The sequence below is a fragment of the Rhodococcus marinonascens NBRC 14363 genome, from assembly GCF_001894885.1.
GTDB classification, from domain to species: Bacteria; Actinomycetota; Actinomycetes; order Mycobacteriales; family Mycobacteriaceae; genus Rhodococcus_F; species Rhodococcus_F marinonascens.
This window is the reverse complement of sequence record NZ_BCXB01000008.1, coordinates 1-19,017: the sequence shown is the minus strand read 5'-3', so window position 1 is coordinate 19,017 and position 19,017 is coordinate 1. Positions and strand designations below refer to the sequence as shown.

Annotated in this window: 20 protein-coding genes; 9 read left to right on the top strand and 11 right to left on the bottom strand. The window is 63.4% G+C overall.

Going from position 1 to position 19,017, the window contains the following annotated elements:
• Window positions 1-84: 84 nt before the first annotated feature.
• A complete protein-coding gene (locus RM2_RS08070) occupies window positions 85-579 on the top strand; it encodes a GNAT family N-acetyltransferase (protein ID WP_072688323.1) in 495 nt (164 codons plus the stop codon).
• Between the two features lie 3 nt (window positions 580-582).
• Here the strand turns inward: RM2_RS08070 and RM2_RS08065 are convergent, their stop codons facing one another.
• The 4 genes from RM2_RS08065 to RM2_RS08050 all read right to left on the bottom strand — a co-directional run bounded on the left by RM2_RS08065 (window position 583) and on the right by RM2_RS08050 (window position 3,761).
• Entirely contained in the window at window positions 583-1,344 is a 762-nt protein-coding gene (locus RM2_RS08065; protein ID WP_072688322.1) for an amino acid ABC transporter ATP-binding protein, read from the bottom strand.
• Window positions 1,341-2,009 carry an amino acid ABC transporter permease gene (locus RM2_RS08060; RefSeq protein WP_072688321.1) on the bottom strand — a complete coding sequence of 223 codons (669 nt, stop codon included), beginning with the start codon at window positions 2,007-2,009 and terminating at the stop codon, window positions 1,341-1,343. The genes RM2_RS08065 and RM2_RS08060 overlap by 4 nt, the downstream gene beginning before the upstream one ends.
• A gap of 12 nt (window positions 2,010-2,021) precedes the next feature.
• Window positions 2,022-2,816, bottom strand: a complete 795-nt coding sequence (locus RM2_RS08055) for an amino acid ABC transporter substrate-binding protein (protein WP_072688337.1) — start codon at window positions 2,814-2,816, stop codon at window positions 2,022-2,024.
• A gap of 171 nt (window positions 2,817-2,987) precedes the next feature.
• Window positions 2,988-3,761, bottom strand: coding sequence for a deoxyribonuclease IV (locus tag RM2_RS08050; RefSeq protein WP_072688320.1), 774 nt, complete (start codon window positions 3,759-3,761; stop codon window positions 2,988-2,990).
• A 173-nt stretch (window positions 3,762-3,934) separates the two neighbouring features.
• Between RM2_RS08050 and RM2_RS08045 the strand changes: the two genes are divergently transcribed.
• Window positions 3,935-5,110, top strand: coding sequence for a hypothetical protein (locus RM2_RS08045; protein ID WP_072688336.1), 1,176 nt, complete (start codon window positions 3,935-3,937; stop codon window positions 5,108-5,110).
• Window positions 5,111-5,273: 163 nt separating this feature from the next.
• Complete coding sequence (locus RM2_RS08040) at window positions 5,274-6,068, top strand: hypothetical protein (protein WP_072688319.1); 795 nt, start codon at window positions 5,274-5,276, stop codon at window positions 6,066-6,068.
• Between the two features lie 143 nt (window positions 6,069-6,211).
• Here the strand turns inward: RM2_RS08040 and RM2_RS08035 are convergent, their stop codons facing one another.
• Window positions 6,212-6,718, bottom strand: coding sequence for a WKL family lipoprotein (locus tag RM2_RS08035; protein WP_072688318.1), 507 nt, complete (start codon window positions 6,716-6,718; stop codon window positions 6,212-6,214).
• Between the two features lie 139 nt (window positions 6,719-6,857).
• On the opposite strand from RM2_RS08035, the gene RM2_RS08030 reads away from it, so the two are divergent.
• Window positions 6,858-7,955: a GIY-YIG nuclease family protein gene (locus tag RM2_RS08030; RefSeq protein ID WP_072688317.1), complete on the top strand. Its 1,098-nt coding sequence runs from the start codon at window positions 6,858-6,860 to the stop codon at window positions 7,953-7,955.
• A 58-nt stretch (window positions 7,956-8,013) separates the two neighbouring features.
• Here RM2_RS08030 and RM2_RS08025 read toward each other — a convergent pair whose 3' ends face one another.
• Window positions 8,014-8,361 carry a transposase gene (locus tag RM2_RS08025; RefSeq protein WP_084721685.1) on the bottom strand — a complete coding sequence of 116 codons (348 nt, stop codon included), beginning with the start codon at window positions 8,359-8,361 and terminating at the stop codon, window positions 8,014-8,016.
• Between the two features lie 113 nt (window positions 8,362-8,474).
• Here RM2_RS08025 and RM2_RS08020 point away from each other — a divergent pair, with 113 nt between their 5' ends.
• Window positions 8,475-8,789 (top strand): helix-turn-helix domain-containing protein, encoded by a 315-nt coding sequence (locus tag RM2_RS08020; protein WP_245813777.1) that lies wholly within the window; start codon window positions 8,475-8,477, stop codon window positions 8,787-8,789.
• A 1,372-nt stretch (window positions 8,790-10,161) separates the two neighbouring features.
• Here the strand turns inward: RM2_RS08020 and RM2_RS08015 are convergent.
• Together RM2_RS08015 and RM2_RS08010 are read right to left on the bottom strand one after the other, a co-directional pair.
• Complete coding sequence (locus tag RM2_RS08015) at window positions 10,162-10,608, bottom strand: hypothetical protein (protein ID WP_072688315.1); 447 nt, start codon at window positions 10,606-10,608, stop codon at window positions 10,162-10,164.
• 169 nt (window positions 10,609-10,777) lie between these two features.
• Window positions 10,778-11,896 carry an alpha/beta hydrolase gene (locus tag RM2_RS08010; protein ID WP_072688314.1) on the bottom strand — a complete coding sequence of 373 codons (1,119 nt, stop codon included), beginning with the start codon at window positions 11,894-11,896 and terminating at the stop codon, window positions 10,778-10,780.
• Between the two features lie 107 nt (window positions 11,897-12,003).
• Between RM2_RS08010 and RM2_RS08005 the strand changes: the two genes are divergently transcribed.
• From RM2_RS08005 to RM2_RS07995, 3 genes are read left to right on the top strand one after another with little or no spacing between them, the layout of a single operon-like run.
• On the top strand, window positions 12,004-12,858 hold the full coding sequence (locus tag RM2_RS08005) for a tryptophan 2,3-dioxygenase (RefSeq protein ID WP_072688334.1): 855 nt from the start codon (window positions 12,004-12,006) through the stop codon (window positions 12,856-12,858).
• Window positions 12,858-14,090 (top strand): kynureninase, encoded by a 1,233-nt coding sequence (kynU, locus tag RM2_RS08000; protein ID WP_174553835.1) that lies wholly within the window; start codon window positions 12,858-12,860, stop codon window positions 14,088-14,090. The genes RM2_RS08005 and kynU overlap by 1 nt, the downstream gene beginning before the upstream one ends.
• A complete protein-coding gene (locus RM2_RS07995; protein WP_072688335.1) occupies window positions 14,074-14,937 on the top strand; it encodes a PaaX family transcriptional regulator in 864 nt (287 codons plus the stop codon). Before kynU ends, RM2_RS07995 begins: the two co-directional genes overlap by 17 nt.
• 83 nt (window positions 14,938-15,020) lie before the next feature.
• Here the strand turns inward: RM2_RS07995 and RM2_RS24410 are convergent, their stop codons facing one another.
• Both RM2_RS24410 and RM2_RS07985 read right to left on the bottom strand, forming a co-directional pair.
• Window positions 15,021-15,170: a hypothetical protein gene (locus RM2_RS24410; RefSeq protein ID WP_169846688.1), complete on the bottom strand. Its 150-nt coding sequence runs from the start codon at window positions 15,168-15,170 to the stop codon at window positions 15,021-15,023.
• 286 nt (window positions 15,171-15,456) lie between these two features.
• Window positions 15,457-16,104, bottom strand: a complete 648-nt coding sequence (locus RM2_RS07985) for a DUF4232 domain-containing protein (RefSeq protein WP_072688312.1) — start codon at window positions 16,102-16,104, stop codon at window positions 15,457-15,459.
• A gap of 79 nt (window positions 16,105-16,183) precedes the next feature.
• Between RM2_RS07985 and RM2_RS07980 the strand changes: the two genes are divergently transcribed.
• On the top strand, window positions 16,184-17,608 hold the full coding sequence (locus tag RM2_RS07980; RefSeq protein WP_072688332.1) for an aldehyde dehydrogenase family protein: 1,425 nt from the start codon (window positions 16,184-16,186) through the stop codon (window positions 17,606-17,608).
• A 99-nt stretch (window positions 17,609-17,707) separates the two neighbouring features.
• On the opposite strand, the gene RM2_RS07975 is transcribed toward RM2_RS07980, so the two are convergent.
• Window positions 17,708-18,562, bottom strand: a complete 855-nt coding sequence (locus tag RM2_RS07975) for an alpha/beta fold hydrolase (RefSeq protein ID WP_072688311.1) — start codon at window positions 18,560-18,562, stop codon at window positions 17,708-17,710.
• Between the last annotated feature and the right edge of the window lie 455 nt (window positions 18,563-19,017).

Sequence of the window (19,017 nt, the reverse complement as noted above, 5' to 3'; positions counted from 1 at the left end):
TAATTGTACCGCCGATCACATCATCTCTGCCGACACGAGCACGGTCAGGGTTTGTTTTCGTCGCCGGATGGCTACTGTGGCTGCATGGCGGTCACCGTGGAACGGGCAGTGCTCGATCAGGCTGAAGACATCGTTCAGATGCACTGGGACGCAGAAGATTGGCTCTTGGCCAGGGAAATTGATCCGCCCGCCCGAGGCGAGGTCTCGCTCGCCGACGTGCGTGATCAGATCGAACTCGGCGAATGGCAGGTCGCGTTGTTCGCGGGAATCGTGGTGGGTGCGCTGCGGGTGCTGCAATCGGATCCGGAGGTCTGGATCGAGGACGGTATCCCGGCCACGTACGTGGCTCGTGTAATGACCGATCGCAAGCACGCCAGTGCCGGACTCGGTGCACAGTTACTTCGGTTGGTCGACGATGACGCCCGCACCGCGAACACGTCCGTCGTCCGGCTCGAGTGTGTGGAGACCAACGCAAAGCTGCGGGACTACTACGAGCAGCAAGGATTCTTTCGGGTGGGTCGCCGGGATTTCGAGGTGGACTGGCCGAGCGTTTCGCTGATGGAAAAATCGGTCCGCTGACGGCTAAAGGGGGTCGAGGATGCGGTGCAGGAACTGCCGCAGTCGCGGCTCGGTCGGATTGGTGAGGACATCTTTCGGCGCGCCGCGCTCGAGTACGACGCCGTCGTCGATGAACAGCACCTGGTCGGCCACCTGCTGCGCGAATCGGATCTCGTGTGTAACGATCACCATCGTCCAGCCCTCGTTCGCGAGATCTCTGATCACGCACAACACTTCACCGACCAGTTCAGGGTCGAGTGCGGACGTAGGCTCGTCGAACAACATCAGTTTCGGTTTCAGGGCGAGCGCACGGGCGATCCCGACTCTTTGCTGCTGGCCGCCCGAGAGTTGATACGGATACTGGTCTGCCTTCTCCGCCAGGCCGACCTGGGTCAGTAACCTCAGCGCGTCCGCACGGGCCTCGTCCTTGGGCCGCTTCTGGACGACGACCGGTCCCTCCATAACGTTCTGGATCGCCGTCTTGTGCGGAAACAGGTTGTGAGCCTGGAATACCATGCCGCTCTGCGCGCGGAACCTGGCCAGCGCCGCTCTGCCCACACCGGTACCGAAGTCGACCGACTCGTCGCCGATGGAGATCAGGCCGCCGTCCGCGGTGTCCAGTGCATTCAGGGTCCGCAACACAGTGGTCTTGCCCGACCCGGACGGGCCGATGATGACGGTGACCGTTCCGGGCCGGACGTCGAAGCTGATATCGCGGAGGACGAGGTGGTCGCCGAAGGACTTCTCGACGCCGGAGACCTGGAGTAAGGGAGGAGTGTCGGTCATCGGGCCACGTACCTGTCGAATCGGGCTTCGAGCCGGCCCTGGACGGCCGACAAGAAGATGCAGATCACCCAGTAGTACAGCGCTGCAACGCCGTACAGGGCGAAGAAGTCGAACGTCGGTGCGGCGGCGAGTTGGGCGACCCGAAGCAGTTCGGTCACGAGAATCGTCGACGCCAGCGAGGTGTCCTTTACCAGCGAGATCAATGTGTTGGACAGTGGTGGGACGGCGACCCGCGCCGCCTGCGGCAACACGATCCGCTGCAGCGTGGTGGCGTACCCCATGCCGATGGTCTGCGCCGCCTCCCACTGTCCCTTGGGGATCGAGAGAATCGCCGAACGGATCACCTCGGCCGCATAGCCGCCCACATTGAGGCTGAATGCGATCACCGCGGCGGGGAAGGGGTCGAGTATCACACCGAACTGCGGCAGCGCGTAGAACACGATGAACAATTGCACCAGCAGTGGGGTGCCACGGATGATCGAGATGTAGAAGCGGGCCAGTATCGACAACGATCTGATCGACGAGATGCGGGCCAGCGCCAAGAGTAGTGCGATTGCGAGTCCGACAATGAAACTGATGATCGTCAGCGGGATCGTCATCGTGACTGTGGCCTTCAGCATCGGCCACAGGTTGTCCAGGATCAACTGGACAGTTGCGTCGTCCACGAGGGAACCGAGTCAGTTACTGGTACTTGGCGACGAGACGTCGGTGCCGAAGTACTTCTCCGATATCTGAGCGAGTGTTCCGTCGGCGCGCAGTTCGTCGAGCGCCTTGTCGATGTCGGGAATCAGTCCACTGTCCTTGCGGGCGGCAAAGGCCTGCTCGCTCGTGTCGCCGGTCTCGGCGACCACCCTCACTTCTGCGTCTCCGGTCTGCTTCTCGTATTCACCGACGGCGAGGTTGTCGTTGACAGTGGCGTCCACGCGGCCGTCCTTCAGCAGTGTGATGGCCTGCACGAAACCTTCGACGGATTCGACGTTGGCGCCCGCGTCTCTCGCGACCTGCGCCCAGTTGCTCGTCGCCGACTGGGCCGTTTTCTTGCCGTTGAGGTCGGCGAGGGACGTGATCGAGGTGTCGTCCACGCGGGTGACGATGACCCCCTCGGAAACGGTGTACGGCGTCGACAGGTCGTACCTCTGGGCGCGTTCGTCGTTGACGGTCACCTGATTGGCTACGAGGTCGTATCGTCCCGCTTCGAGGCCCGCGAAGAGGGAATCCCACGGACTCTGCGTGAACTCGACGGAGACCCCGAGTTTGTCGCCGACCGCACGGGCGACGTCTACGTCGTACCCGGTGAGTTGACCATCGGTGCCCTGGTAGCTGAAGGGTGTGTACGTGCCCTCGGTGCCGACCTTCAGGACGCCCGACTCATGTACCTGGTCGATGACTGGACCTGAATTCGAGCTGCCGCACGCAGCCAACGACAGCGCGGTCAGCACAGCGATCGCTACGGCCGGAAGTGAGCGGCGCACGGTGTTTCCTCCTCGGTAGGCAGACCAGTCCACCGTACTCGACTGCTGTCGGGGTAGGAGTCTCCGAGTCCCCGTCGGAAAAGGATCGTTTCGACGCACCCCCGCTTGTCGACAGCAGGTGTGGCCGGATCGGACGGTATTTCGGATCGAGCTGTCTTTCGGATCGACTCGTTATCCGTCGATGGTGTTGCGCAGATACGTGAGGTCCTCGGCGAGCCCCTCCTCGGGTGTCTCGAGGATCACGGGCGCATCGGCGGTCCGCACGACCTCTGCGAGCAGTTCGGGGTCGATGGTCCCGCCCGTGAGGTTTGCGTGCCGGTCGCGCGCGGAGCCGAAGTCGTCGCGGGAGTTGTTCAGGTGCACCAGGTCGATGCGTCCGGTGATCGCCTTGATGCGTTCGACCACCCCCACCAGGTCCTCTCCGCCCGCCCAGGCATGGCAGGTGTCGAGGCAGAATCCGGCACCGAGGTCGCCGACCTCCTGCCACAGTCGGTCGATGGCATCGAAGTGCCGCGCCATCGCGAAGTCGCCACCCGCGGTGTTCTCGATGAGGATCGGGACGGGAAATCCTCCCTTGTCAGCTTGGCGTTCGAAGAGTTTGCGCCAGTTGGCGATTCCGTCTCTCACGTCCTCGCCGTCACGGACATGCCCGCCGTGGACCACCAGTCCGAATGCGCCGATGTCGGCGGCGGCGCGCGCTTGCTGAGCCACGGCGTTACGCGAGGGAATCCGGAGTCGGTTGTTGAGGCTCGCGACGTTGATCACGTACGACGAATGCACGACGACGTCGATGGGACTGTCGCGAATCTCCTCGGTGCGCGGATGGGTCTGTGGTCTGTTCCACTTCTGTGGGTCGGTGAGAAACATCTGGACGACATCGGCGCAGAGCCGCTCGCCGTATCCGATCGGATCCTCGTCCTGACGGACGTGTGCTCCTATGCGCATGGCATCCAGGGTAGGTGGCGGCGACCCGATGCCACTCGACTTCTAGAACGGGGCGAACAAGTTGACGTGTAGGAGCTGCTCGGCCACCTCGGGGCCGGAGGAGCCTGGCGAGGTCGCTGCGCGGCGAACGGAATTCTGAGACAGTAGTGATCAGCGAGCTGCCAGGAGGTTCGATGTCGGAGAGCGCCCAACACGACGAGCGCCGCGCCCGCATATCGGCCGAGGTCCGCCACTGGTGCGAGCGAGCCGCGATCACGGGCACGCACGCTCCACTATCGGACACGGCCGCCGTCCTCATCGCCGCGGGACACCTCGATGCTCCCACCCGACAGGTACTCACCAACCGCCGTCGGGCAGGCCGGGGCATCCCGTCGATCGGAGGATTCGGAGCATTGCGCCTGCTCACGGACGAATACAACCAGGTCGTCCGCCGTAGCTACAACGTGCGGTCACGGCCGGCGCAGTTGCTGTACAAGCACCGCGCCACCGAGTTGGGCAGGAAACTGCAGTCGTATCGGTCCGCGGTGGTGACTTCGGCGGTGCACTACGGGACCGGCGTCTGGGCGATGCGCCGCGATCGGAGGTTGGGCGTCCACCTCGACCTGGAACAACGTGAGGCCCTGTTCGGGGCGGTGCAGCGGACTCCGGCGCCGATCACCGGGGCGGTTCTCGAACGTGTCGGGAACTTCGCGCGCGGCACCGCCGCGGGACGGTTGAGCCGGGCTGCGGAGAACACCCCGATGGCGGCGGTCGGACGCAGGGTGGCCGATGCCATCGGAGCTGATGTCGCCCATGACGACGACAAGTTCGCAGACGGATACGACACGCTTCTGTACCTGGCCGGGATGCTCTTCGACAGGATCGACGGCTCCCCGGTATGGCACTCGGTCCACTTCGAAGTTCAGCGAAACCAACTCGATCTTGCCGAAGAGTTGACGCAGATCGCCCTCGACACGGTCGCCCTACGGGGGATTCGGATGGAACTCGACGAAGCGCTCCGCGCCACCCACTCCGACGGCGGGCGCGAGCAGATCCGCGCACGGCAGAGCGCGCTGACGCCGGTGTGGGACCAGTTGGTCGACCGCGTCGCCGCATTGGCCCGGATCGGTGACCTGTTCTCCCGCGCAGAGGTGCAATTGCGATCTGTGCTGGCGGTCAACCAGGCGGCGAGCCTCGACAGCCGCATCGACGACCTCATCGCACGGTCCGGCGACCGCGAACTGTCCGTCGAGAACACCCATTACGTGGGGGACCAGTTCGACGGGGTGGAAGAGTTGATGCTCACCTATCAGGCCGCCCTGTACGGAGACATCGTCGCACTCACATCGTGGTCGGCCGGCGAGGCCTGACGGAACAATCGCCGAAGGGGAGCAGGATACCTGGGCGATGCCCGGACTACAGACAGCCCGCGATATGGTGAGGGACACAATTCCGAGTCGTGCCGCGTAGACCCGTCGCTACACCTCTCCCGACCTGCGTACGGGGCGCAGAATCACGGACGGACGCTACACAGTGGAAGACACCGCTAGTCGGGGAATCCAGGCTTTCATCGCAGATGTCGTGGAACGGGGTGGAAGGGCAGTCCGGCTCACACACTCACGGCGTAATCCCGTCCAGGTCTGGGGCGATGACGGCAACAGTTGCATCGTCCGCGTGCGCTCTAAACTCAGCGGCGACTGGCAGGCCCGCAAGCAGGACGAGTCGCTCGACGACGATGACACCGGCTCACAGTTCTGGGTGTTCGTCGATCTCGCGAGTTCCCCAGAAGAATTCTTCATAGTGCCCTCAGCGGAGGTGGCCGACGACATCCGTGCCGAGGTGGATCTGTGGATGATGGACACCCCTGGTCGTTCGCGCACCGGACATCATGCGATTCCGCTGGGCCGTGTCGCGCACGGACGCGGCCGATGGGACCTCCTCGGACTGGCAGGCGAGAAGGACCCCACTCGCTACAGCGATGCGCAGCGCGCCAAGACAGCGGAGACGCTGGCCGCGGAAGCGCTCGCCCGCAAGAACGCACGGAAAAGGCCGAAGAAAACCCCCGCACTGGAGGACGAAGTGGTCGATACCCGTCTCGTGGTGGTCGCCGACTTCGGGGGATACCGGTTGGTCGCCCGGTTCGACCCCAATACCCAGAGCCTCGAGATCATGCGCGGGCCGATGCAGGGCAGGCGCTTCCCCGACCCCACCGCCGCTGCCACCGCGGTAGCCAGTCATATCAGCGGCGACGTCGAGACGTGCGACGGTCGGGAGTTCTGGCGTACCGAACACGGTGAGCGAATTCCAATGGGGCAGAACATCACCTGAGATTCTCAGAGAGTTCCGCAAGAGTCTGCCCCGCCGGGCCGGGCGCTGACGTTGCGCCCGTTAGGGGTCAGGCACTGCCGCGACCAACTCGGACCGGTTGCCGGCGAGTTGGTCGCGGACAGGAAACTGACGTGGACGTCGTATCAGGCAGGCGCGCAGGCCGGTGAGGTCAGTTGCGCGATCGCCACGATGGAACACGCCGTCTCTTGCGACAGTTTCCAGGTCCCGTTGTCTCCAGGCACGAAACTCGCTGGCAGAGTGTTCGGCTGAACATTGCCGTTGATCGTCAACTGCAGTTGTGCGATGGCACTGCCATCGCCGTTGTCGATCACCGGGTCCAGAACCTCGACCTGGGCGCCCGCCTGCTCGGCAGCCGCTGCGACCTGGTCGAAGAGATTCGGGTCCACCTCCGAACCCTGCACCATGGCTATCTTCTCGTCGAGCGGAGTCGCGGGATCGAGGCCCTTCACCAGCAGAGCATTGAGTTCGTCTGCGGTGGGCAGTTCGAGGACGTCTGCGGTCTCGGTCGTGGTGGTGGTCGCGGTAGTCGTGGTCGGACTCGCGCCGGTCGAATCGTCGGAACCACATGCGGCCAGCGTCAGGGCTGCGGCAATCGCCACCGCGGCCACCGTCATCTTGCGGGTAGTCAACTCAGTTACCTCTTCGTTTCTCGGGATTCTCAGACTTCGTCGATCCGCAGACCTCGTGTGTAGATCTGGGTGCGATCTGCACACGACTGGCACGGATCGATGGGACCGTGTTCGCCCATCTGTCCCCTACTGTAGTGACATGGCTACCGTCTGGACGATCCCGATCGACGTTACATCCCGCTGGCTCGATAATGCCGAGGTCCAGACCTTTCTCGCGTCCAACGACCTAGACAATGCCTCACCGGACGCATTGGTGCGAATCGCACAGTTCGCGGATGTCACGAAGTCGTTGGAGAGGCACATCGGGCACACTTTCTCCTCGGTCCAAGGCGCGGCGACGGCACTGTTCGACGGCATCGACGGCGGTGTCCCGGTTGCATTGAAACTTGCGGCGTTGCGGCTGGTTCTTCGTGAGGTGTATCAGACCCGCCACGCACCGCAGCCGTTCTCGAGGCGAGTCGGTGAGGAACTCGGCACGTATGTGTACGCGCTCGTCGATCCACGCAACAGGTCTGTGTTCTACACCGGCACCGGACGGGGCAACCGGGTATATGGGTACGTGTGGGAGGCGTTGGCAGAAAACGAGCACCGGCAGACGCTCGGGGATCCCGAGCCCGACAGCGCCGAGGTGAGGGCGGCGACCATCGCCCGCATCCGACAGATTTACGACTCCGGCCATGAGGTCGAGCACTACGTCGTCGCGCATCGGATCTCCGACTCCAGGAACGTCGCCGACGCGGTGAACCACGGACTGATCGGAGTGCTGGGGCTGATCGACGGGTCGGTACTCACCAACGACGTCACCGGGGAAAGCGCGCATCGGACAATACCGGTCGACGACCTGGTATTGCAGTACGAGGCGGAGCCCGTGCCGAATCTGCCGACGCCCTGCGTGGTGCTCGAGGTTCCCGCGGCGTCGCGGCGCGGAGTGACCTCGGAGGAGGTCTACGAACTTTCCCGCGGTCCATGGGCGGCCGGCACCGCGGTTCGCAACACCGAGGACATCCCGGTGATCGTCTTCGCAGACAACATCGTCCGCGCCGCGTACCGGGCCAATTCCTGGTCTTCGGTCGCGCGTCCGGGGGACGTCGTGCTCTGGCGTTTCACCGGAGAGTCCGACCCCGAATTGGAAACCCAATTCGTGAACAAGCGGATTGCCTCCGCACAGGTCGGGCTGAACAAGTGGCCCTCGCACGGCTGGGTCCCGCATCTCACCCAGGCTCGCCCCGGTCGCTGACCCAACGATTCTTCGGCGCAGGCCCGGTCCTTCAGGTCCGCCGATGGTCGATCCTGCTCTAGTCCGGTCTCCGCTGCTGTTCCAGGTATTGCAGGATGATCGACAGGGGTGCACCACCGCAGGCTGCGGCGACATGCGACGGCGACAACAGAGCGTTCCGGTGGGGGCGGGCCCGGTACTGCCGGCGCAACTTCCCAGGGACACCCCCTTCGAGGGAGTTCACCAGCCTTGAGAACTGCACGGTAGGCGGGTACTCGACCAGCACCTGCAGGTGGTCGTCTTCCCCATTGAACTCGGTCAGATCTGCGTCGAAGTCGGCGCGCACATCCCGCACATGATCGGTTCCCGTTGCGGTCAGGTGCTCGCCGGCGACCACTTGACGGCGGTTCTTCGTCACAGAGATCACATGTTGTACCGCGCCTTGGTAACTCATCAGTGTGTGTCGTAGGTCATGGGCATGTTGGGTGGGTGATCATCGGGTACCGGTACCGCGCCTACCCGACCGGGGACCAGCAAAGAATGCTGGCCCGCTCGTTCGGGTGTGCACGGGTCGTATTCAACGATGCACTCCAGGTTCGACACGATGCCCGCGTCGCGGGGGAGAAGATCTCCGACACCGAGGTGCACAAGCCGGTCGTCACCGGGGCGAAGAAGACCCCCGAACGGGAATGGTTGGCCCAGGTTGGCCTCCGTGGCACTGGTGCAAGCGTGTCAGGACGGCCCGGCGGGCGTACTGCAACTTCTTCGACTCCCTGTCCGGGAAACGGAAGGGCCGCAAGGTGGGGGCACCCCGGTTTCGGTCCGATAAGGACCACCGGCAGTCGATCCGGTTGACCCGCAACGGGTTCACGGTCACCGACCGCGCGGCGGGCCCGCCGGTTGACGCCCGCGCCCAGACCGGCCGATGTTGAGCTTCGCTGTCACGTACGCGACGCCGACGTCAGGGGATTCCGAATAGTTCTTTAGTGCATTTCGTGCGGTTCGGCTTCGGGTGCGGAGTGCGCTTCGGGTGCGGAGTGCGTTTCGGGTGCGGAGTGCGGTGCTGGTGCTGGTGCAGGGTGTGGGGCCGGCGCCGGTGCGGGGTGTGGGGAGTCTTGAGGTGCGGGTGTGTGTTCTGGCAGTGGGGAGTCTTGAGGTGCGTGGTCCGGGTGCGGGGAGTCTTGAGGTGCGTGGTCCGGGTGCGGGGAGTCTTGAGGTGCGTGGTCCGGGTGCGGGGAGTCTTGAGGTGCGTAGTCCGGCTCAGGGACTAAGAAATCCTGAGGTGCGTCGTCCGGCTGTGGGGAGTCCGGAGGTTCAGGGTCCGACTGGTGGAAGAAGAAGGGCTGAGTTGGGTATTCCGGCCCGTACAATCCCTGGGAATCGGGAGGTAGCGGGTTCATGGGATCCGCCGAACCGGTCGGAATCTGGTTGGCAATCTCGGGAATAAGGTTGGCAATCTCGGGGGGTAGAGGATCGAAGTTGGTGGTCGCCTGCGCCGACGGCACTGCGACCATCGAAATCGCGGTACATCCGAGGACACTGAGAACCAGCCGCCGAGCCTGCATCTGTTACCTCGTTCTGAACTTTGGAAGAACCCTGAAAATGTCACTTGCGGTATCGCTTTGAACTCCGATCCGGCCTGCAGACGATGGTAGCAGCATGGCTTGATGTCGGCTCCTCACGAGGTGAGGCAGGTAGCTCACGAGATAAGGACACCTGGCGCGTCCACACGATTCCCTGAGAGTTGTGAGCAGACGTCCGCTCGAGGCTCGACCATGTCGGAGACCGCTCGGTGACGAGCACCGATGGTCAAGAAAGATAATCGATCTGGTTCTCGACGCCGCAAAGATGACGATTCGCCGCGGTGAACCATTTGTCAGTTTTCTATATATTCCGACCGAATAGCATCCAGCGGAGCCGATTTCGGGTCTGAATGCACTCCGTTCGTCGCTCACTCGAGCGTACATCGCTGGTATAGGATCGTACGGCTTGCTCAGGCAAGACCACAGCCCCGCGTCCGCGGTGAACGATCACCGCCGAACATTCCTAGTGCCGAGTACGCGGCACTAGGAATGTAGCGGTATACCCGCTTCGAGCGCCCACCGAAGAACGCGCATGCGGCGATCAGTGACCGATCACTAGAAGGAATGCTCCAGATCCGCACAACACACCGGGGGCCTGGACGCTTCAAGTGTCAGGCCCTCGGTGTGGGGGCGTGCTGCGGAGCTTAGAAAAATCCCCCGAAACCAGGCCCCAGCAAGAATCCGTCGCCGAAGCCGCCGAAGCCGCCGAAGTCTCCGAAGTTCCCGAAGCCTCCTGGCCCGAAGCCTCCTGGCCCGATTTCAGGGAAGAATCCCAGAGGTCCGCCCGGAGGTCCGCCCTGAGGTCCGCCTTCCGGTTGGACGTAGCCCTGAGGAGGGCTTCCCGGCCTTGGTTGGAAGTCCTGAGTGCCTTCGGGCCCCGGGTTGAAGTCCTGAACTTGTTCCGTGCCGGGTACCTGCTCAGGGCCGGGAGGTGGCATCAGATTCAGGGGATCCGTCCAATCGGACGGAATCAGGTTGGAGATTTCTGGGGGAAGGAAATCGAAGTTCGTGTCCGCCTGCGCCGCCGGCACTGCGACCATCGAGATCGCGACACCTCCGATGACGCTGAGAACTAACCGTCGGGTCTTCATTTGCTACCTCGCTTTGGGGCTGTGACAGAACCGTGAATACCATTCGCGGTATCGCCATGCGACTTCAATCCTGCCTGTAGACGATGGTAGCAGCGTTGTGTGATCCAGGTCTCCTCCTGAGTTGTGCAGGCCGCTCACCAGGAATGGATGCCCGTCATGGCCACACGGTTCACTCGTGGGTTCGCAAGCGAATGGTTCGCCGGAGGGTCACGTCGATTGCCTCGGCGATAGTCCGCCAGATCTCACTCGCCGGATCGATGACGGAGGAGTGATCGCCGGGTCCTTCGATCAGTAGGACGTCGTCGGTAGTTCCCGCCGCCGCGGCGACGAATTCCCTGCTTATCTCCAGCAGGTCCGGTTCGTCCTGCACGGCGCAGGCCACGAGTTGCAGGGTGCCGAGCGGCAGCCGGTCGATCGGCGACGACTGCTCATAGGTCGCGCGGTCGTCGGCCCAGCGGCTACCGACTGCGTTCGACACAGCGCCTCCACCGAGCCCGCGTTCGTCCGCGAGCCGCAGATCCAGCACTCCGGCGAGGCTGACGGCGAGGGCGGGTCGAACTGTTGTGGCATCGGCGACAGCGTCCGCCGCGGCGCGGAGGGCGAGCTGCCCGCCCGCGGAGTGCCCGAGGACGACGACATGCTCGAGGTCTGCCTCCGGAAGGGTCGCAGTTGCCTGCACGGCGTCGGCGACGTCGGATGTCATTGCAGCCCAGCCGTTCTCCTCGGCCCGTCGGTACTCGACGTTCCAAGTGAGGTAACCGCGAGTCTTCAGGTCGACGGCCAGCGCATCCATGAGGTCGAATTCCCAAGGTGTTCGCCAATATCCGCCGTGGATCAGCATGGCCACAGGAAAGGGGCCGTCGCCATGTGGAATCCGTATTTCAGCACGCTGATCCCGATGGGTTCCGTATTGGACGATTTTCCCGGGATGAAAGCGGTGGTGATACCAACTGTCGATCGCAAAGCGGAGGCCGTCGAGTCCCCGGCCGCGAATGTGTACCCGGGTGCGATCTGAGCGGTCTGCCGCGCAATCCCCGAAATCGACGCGGACTACACCGCACGCGGGGGCTGCAAAGGTGTTTCCGATGCCAGGACAGACGACGAACTCGCCATGGCCTGCTGCTGCCGCAACGGCAGTGTCGAACTCGGTGGTGTCCGCTGCGAACGTCAACTCTGCGGTCAATCCGTGTACATCCAGTGCCCGGGTCAGTAGTTCCGTCGCGGTTCCACGGTGTGCGACGGACCGGGGGGCGAAGACGATGTGGAGTCGGCGGGACGGTTCGTTCATAACTGCACCGTACTTCGCGCACTGATGACATATGTGTAGCGGACGCCAGGATTATGTAATATCTAGATTTGGGGCCAGGTACTCGAACACCAGTAATGAGGATCGTCATGAGCGTGCATGCCAACACCAGAGCCATCGAGAAAGACATAGTCACCGACTTCCAGTCCCGGATGAGCTATGGCTCGTACCTTGATCTGGACACGCTGTTGAGCGCGCAGAAACCGGTGAGTCGGCCGGAACATCACGACGAGTTGCTGTTCATCATTCAGCACCAGACCACCGAACTCTGGCTGAAGCTGGTCCTGCATGAAACACTTGCCGCCAGAACCGCTTTCGACGAGGACGACATCGGGCGGGCACTCAAGTGCGTGGCGAGGGTAAAGCACATCCAGAAGACACTGACCGAGCAGTGGTCGGTGCTGGCGACACTGACACCGACCGAGTACTCGGAATTTCGTCATTTCCTGGGCAACTCGTCCGGATTCCAGTCCTATCAGTACCGTGCGGTGGAGTTTGTGCTCGGCAACAAGAACGCGGGAATGCTGAAGGTCTTCGAAGCCGATGGTGCTGCACACGATCTGCTCGCCGAACTCCTCGAACAGCCGAGTTTGTACGACGCATTCTGGCGGTGCCTCGCGCGACTCGGCTACGACGTACCGACGTCCGCGCTCCACCGCGACGTGAGCGTCGCATACACGATGAACGACGATCTGATGCCGCTCATCACTTTCGTGTACGAAAACCACGACGAGCACTGGGCGGTCTACGAGGCTTTCGAAGAGTTCGTCGACCTCGAGGAGAATTTCCAACTCTGGCGCTTCCGTCACATGCGCACGGTGCTCCGCACCATCGGCATGAAGTCCGGGACGGGTGGATCCAGCGGAGTGGGATTCCTGCAGAAGGCACTCGAGCTGACGTTCTTCCCCGAGTTGCTGGCCGTTCGCACCGAGATCGGACGCTGATGACAACATCGAGCAGCCCGATGCTGGTCCGGGCCGACGCCCTCGACGCTTCCGATCCTCTCCATGCTTACCGTGACCTGTTCATCGGTGTGGACGATCCGTCGGTCTCGGCCTACCTCGACGGAAACTCGCTTGGACGCCCCACCAAGGCGAGCGCCGAGCGGATCAACTCCTTCGTCACCCAGGCGTGGGGCGGTCGGCTCATCCGCGGATGGAACGAGGAATGGTACGAACTCCCGATCACGATCGGTGACATCCTCGCGGCCGCCGCGCTCGGTGCGGCCGCCGGGCAGACCACCATCGGTGATTCGACGACGGTGCTGCTGTACAAGCTCGCGCGGGGTGCGCTTCAGATGCGGCCTGGCCGATCCGAGATCGTTGTGGACCGAGACAACTTTCCGACGGACCGCTACGTGCTGGAATCCATCGCCGGAGAACTCGGGCTCACGTTGCGATGGATCGAGTCGGATCGGCGCGGCGGCGTCAGCGTCGACGACCTGTTGACTGTGGTCTCCGACCGGACGGCGCTCGTCGTCCTCAGCCATGTCTCGTACCGCTCGGGCCACCTGCTGGACGCGGCCGCTGTGGCTCGCTTCACGCATGAGGCAGGTGCAATCCTGCTGCTCGATCTGTGCCACTCCGTGGGTTCGGTGCCACTCGAACTCGACACGTGGGGTGTAGATCTGGCGGTCGGATGTACCTACAAGTATTTGAACGGTGGCCCTGGATCACCAGCGTTCGCCTATGTTCGTACCGAGCATCAGCACGAGTTCGTGCAGCCGATCTGGGGTTGGATGGGCCGCGACAACCCGTTCGCGATGGCGCAGGGCTACGAGCCGGCGCCGGGCATACGCCGTGTGATCAGCGGGACGCCATCGATCCTCGGCATGATCGCTCTACAGGACACCCTGGCGCTCATCGAAGAGGTCGGGATGGCGGCAGTGCGGGCCAAGTCGATCGCGCTGACCGAGTACGCGCTCGAACTCGTGCGCGAGTTGCTGATTCCGCTGGGAGTGGAGATCGGATCGCCGGAGGATTCCGCCGAGCGGGGCGGTCACATCATCATCGATCACCCTCGGTTCGAGGCGGTGATCGAGCGGCTGTGGAATAGGGGCGTCATCCCCGACTTTCGGGCACCCCAAGGATTGCGTCTCGGCCTCAGCCCGCTGAGTACGAGCTTCCGCGAGGTGTGCGTCGGGATCGGTGTGATCCGTGATGAACTCACCGACTGAACCGGCGAGCGCGATACTCGACGACTTCGATTCGCGGCCTGGCAGCGCGACGTCGCTGATCCGAACCGTCCTCGGTGCGTACGTGCGCGACTTCGGCGGGTCGGTGGCGATCGCCGACTTCGTGGAACTGATGCGGGCTGTTGGTATCCCTCCCGAATCGACGCGTATCGCCGTGGCGCGCTTGAAGAAGAAGGGCGTGCTCAGGCCGCGTGTATGTGGTGGACGAGGCGTGTACGAGGTGACGGAACAGGCGGAGGGGATGTTTGCCCGTGGAGATCCGCGGATCTTCGCCTTCCGTCAGATGAGGGAAGGCGATCCGTGGCGGCTGATTTCGTTTACCCTTCCCGAATCGCAACGGGCGGCGCGGCACCAGCTGCGCAGGAGGCTCGGCTGGATCGGATGCGGAACAGTGTCGCCGGGATTGTGGATTGCCCCGGAGTACCTCTCGCGCGAGATTGGGGACATCGTTGACGCGCTGGGCCTGTCCGAATATGTGACGACATTCGTATCTACGTCCGTGTTCGTGCCCGACTCGATGGGCGATGCGGCGGCCCGCTGGTGGGATCTCGACGGCATCGCTGCTCGTCACCGAGAGTTCCTCGACCACCACAGGCGCAGACTTCCTGCTGTGGAGGATGTTTCGCCGCTCGAAGCCTTCGTCCGCTTCGTCCCACTGCTCGACGAATGGCGCATTATCCCGTACATCGATCCGGGACTGCCCGCCGGAATGCTGCCCGACGACTGGCCCGGATCCGACAGTGTTCGTCTTTTCGCTTCGGCACGGGATCGCTACCTCGCACCCAGTCGTGACTGGGCGCGAGGTGTGCAGTCGCAACTTCTGACGTGATGGCGGAAGCCCTGTACGAATCTCTCGTCGACGAGCGGATCGTCATTCAGATCGGCGATATAGCGGCACCATCGAGGATGCCCTCACGCTTGGGCCACGATGGTCGGTACGAGTGCCCGTCCGGTGGCGTACACGGCGGTGCGGGCCCATGTCGACGATCGGTTCGACCGCGAGTCGGGTAGCTGGTGGCGCTGCCGTCCATTAACCACGGCGATGAACGCAGTAATGGTCAACCGCAACAGGTTCCGTGGGGCAAGGAAGCGCATTTGTGAGAGGCCGACCACTCCGTGTGCTCACATGAAGTGCATCAGGATCCGGAATCGACGTTCGGCACGGGGCAGGAGACGATGATGGTGCCGCGGTCCGCGGCGGTGCTGAACCTCGGAATGGACTGCACGGATGATCTCGAACATGCCCCGGCCTTCCCTCGAAGTGACCGTCGGCCAGTCGCCCGACCCGAGAGGCATACCCGCAGGGACGCCGTCCTACTCCTCGATCCGACGGCTCCTCGAGCCGACGTCATCCCGTCACGGGTTGCACCGACAGTTGGTCGACGCCGGTCCCGGTCTGTGAGCATCCGGTGGTGGGGTAGGGGACGAACACAGATCCGGTGTCGTTCGGTGGGTACACCCGGAACCCCGCCACCGGGGTGGGTCCACAGGTCTCGGCCGGATAGTTCTGCACGACGGTGGCGCGCACCGGGGCGGTGACGCGCTTTCCCGGGGAAAGTGTCACTGGACTGCCCGATCCTCCGTCGCGGGTGGCGGCGGAACCCACCTGCGCACCGTCGGGAGTTGCCACGTAGGACACTCCAGGATATCCCTGGAGAACGCAGGTGCGATTACCTATGTTGGTGAATACGAGCGGGATCTCCTGAGATCCGGCAGCCCCGTCGACGTGGCCGACGGTCACCTGTAATTCGCCGATGAGGCAGTGGTCGGGGCGCGGAGCCGCCGTCTCCATCGACGGATGCTGGTTTGCTGATGGGGGTAGGGCGATGCTGGTGGTCGGCGAGGTCGTCGCGGTCGTGCTGCCGGGCGATGTCTCGACAGTTCCCGTCCCGTCCGTCGACCCACACGCGGAGACGCTGAGCACAGCGACGATTAGGAATGCCGAGACTGTGGCATGTGCCGAGACAAGGGCGCGTGCCGGTGAGTGCGTGCGCATGGTTCGCTCCTTACTGCCGGGTTCGGGTATAGGCTCGCGTCGGATGAGGACACTCGATGCTTTCATGGAGGCTGAACCGATGAGCGGAGTTCTAGACCGGACCAAGATCTACGTCGGCGGATCGTGGATCGATTCGGCGGGGACGGGCCGTATCGACGTGTTGAATCCGGCCACCGAGGACGTGATCGCCGAGGTCGCCGAGGGCACGGCCGAGGATGTCGATCGAGCTGCGGCTGCTGCTCGCGATGCCTTCCCTGCGTGGTCGGCGCTCAGTGGTAAGGAACGCGGCGAATACCTCGCCAAGGCGGCCGCCATGATCAACGAGCGCATCGACGACTTCAGCGCGCTGGTTTCAAGGGATATGGGTATGCCTCTGGGCTTTGCGAAGCCGGTCCAGATCGGGATGCCGCTCGCCAATCTCGCTGCCTTTGCCGAACTCGCCGCCACCTACGAATTCGACGTTCGCGAGGTGGGCAATTCGCAAATCGTGCGCGAGCCGATAGGCGTTGTCGGTGCGATCACACCGTGGAACTTCCCACTCCACCAGGTGGTGCTCAAGGTAGCAGGGGCTCTGGCCGCGGGTTGCACAGTAGTGCTCAAACCGACCGAGGTGGCTCCGCTCGCCGTTTACGCGCTCGCGGAGGTTTTCGACGAGATTGGTTTGCCTGCAGGAGTATTCAACCTCGTCAGTGGCTACGGACCCGTAGTGGGCGAGGCCATCGCAGGGCATCCCGAGGTCGACATGGTCTCGTTCACCGGTTCCACGCGCGCCGGCAAGCGAGTCGCGATAGTGGCGGCCGAGACGGTCAAGAAGGTAGCGCTCGAGCTAGGTGGTAAGTCGGCGAACGTCATTCTCGACGATGCGGACCTGACACAGGCCGTCACCGACGGAGTGGCCAAGTGCTTCATCAACTCCGGTCAGACGTGCTCGGCGCTCACCCGTATGCTCGTTCCCTCGGCCAAGGTGGACGAAGCCGCCGCCATCGCAGTTCAGGTGGCGCGCAACTACTCTGTCGGCGACCCGACATCTGCCACTTCCGTGCTCGGGCCTTTGGTGAACTCGAACCAGCTGAAGAAGGTTCGAAACTACATCGAGCAGGGCATCGCCGAGGGCGCACGGGCAGTACTCGACGGCCGCGAAACAGGTCAGGACTCCGGCTACTTCGTCGGACCCACCGTATTCTCCGGAGTCACCGAGGACATGACGATCGCCAAGGAGGAGATTTTCGGTCCCGTTCTGTCGATCATTGGGTACCGGGACGAGGAGGACGCCGTCCGGATCGCCAACGGAACCGAGTATGGTCTCGCAGCCGGCGTCTGGTCCGGCGACCAGGAGCGTGCCGACCGCGTGGCGCGACAGTTGCGTGCCGGACAGGTCGAGGTGAACGGGGGAGCCTTCAACATCAACGCTCCATTCGGCGGGTACAAGCAGTCGGGTGTCGGTCGAGAGGCAGGGGTACTCGGGTTCGAGGAGTTCCTCGAGATCAAGTCGATCCAGCGGTAGACAGCTTCGGGACCGACTGTGGTGACCAGTGCCTGTACTGGTCACCACTCAGTGGGCGCGCAGCGCCCTCCTCAGCTCGCTGGGCGCGGAATGCCCTCCTCAGCTCGCTGGGCGCGGAATGCCCTCCTCAGCTCGCTGGGCGCGGAGTGCCCTCCGCATGGTGTCGGCGAAGGTGGTCGAGTCGTGTATCAGCCATCCGTGTCCACCCTTCACCATGAGTACCGGTGGATTACGGAGCGCTCTCCGGAGCGAATGAAAGCTGGCGGCAGGGATCAGGCGGTCTCCGCGACCCCACAGCAGGGTCACCGGTAGTCCTCGATCTGCAAGAACACCGAGTTCGTGGCGTAAGTCTGCGCGTCTGGCGAGATGCGCGGTGCGCCATATGGCTCCCGGATCCCGCAACGTGTTCGGAATGAATCCAGTGATGACCGATGCCGCTGTGTGGGCGATCAACTGGATCGGCAGCGCCTCGCGGAGCGCGGAAGCGCCCCAATCCCACAGCGGTCTCTCGCCGATGGGGCGGATCCCCCAGCCATCGGGAGACCACTCTCCACCGCCGACGGAGTTGACGAGAACGAGTCGAGCAATTCGCTCCCGAAGGTCGTGGGCGGCCTGAATGGCGATACCCCCGCCGAGGGAGTGGCCGACCAGCGTCACCGGCTCGTTGATTCCGGCCACGTCGAGGTACCGTCCGAGCCAGGCGGCGTACCCCGCGAGGGAGCGCGCCTCCGGCGGGTGATCCGGAGTCCCACCGAAGCCGGGGAGCGTCGGGGTGATGACGCGATGCCCGTGCTGGGCGAGCATCGTGAGGCTTCGGTTGTATACCCGAGGGGTGACTCCCCATCCGTGCAAGAAGACGACGGGTGGACCCTGCCCCGCGATGCTGAGGGCCGGCGCCTCCTCGACGACGGGATTCTCGAAGATCTCGGGTTCGAAGTTCTGGATCAAAGACACGCAGCACAGACTGTGTGACGTGCGCGCCGACGGTAACGGCCGAATTACCCGTAGGTATACCTATTCGTTATATGCGACTAATCGGTTTGTTTTGGAATGAAGAGTGTTTGGGAATGAAGATGAGGGTAGAGGGGGTGTGCCCAATTCGGAGAAGTAGGTATGTGCGTGGGCAATTCGGCCGTTGCCTGACAAGTTCGTTACCGTAATGTTATGAAGAGTCTCGTCCGAGTGACGTGAGTCTCACCGGACACCACGCAAACCTAAGGATTGAGCTCAATGGCTAAGCATAGATTGCGTCGGAGCAATCACCTGCGGATATCGACCGGTGGCTTTCTGATTGCCGCTGGGATGGGCGTGGGAGCATCCCTGCTTCCCGTCGCCTCAGCAGCGGCAGAGCCGATTACGATTCCGGGAATTGGGACGTTCGACATACCAAGTCTGCCGCCGCTCCCTCT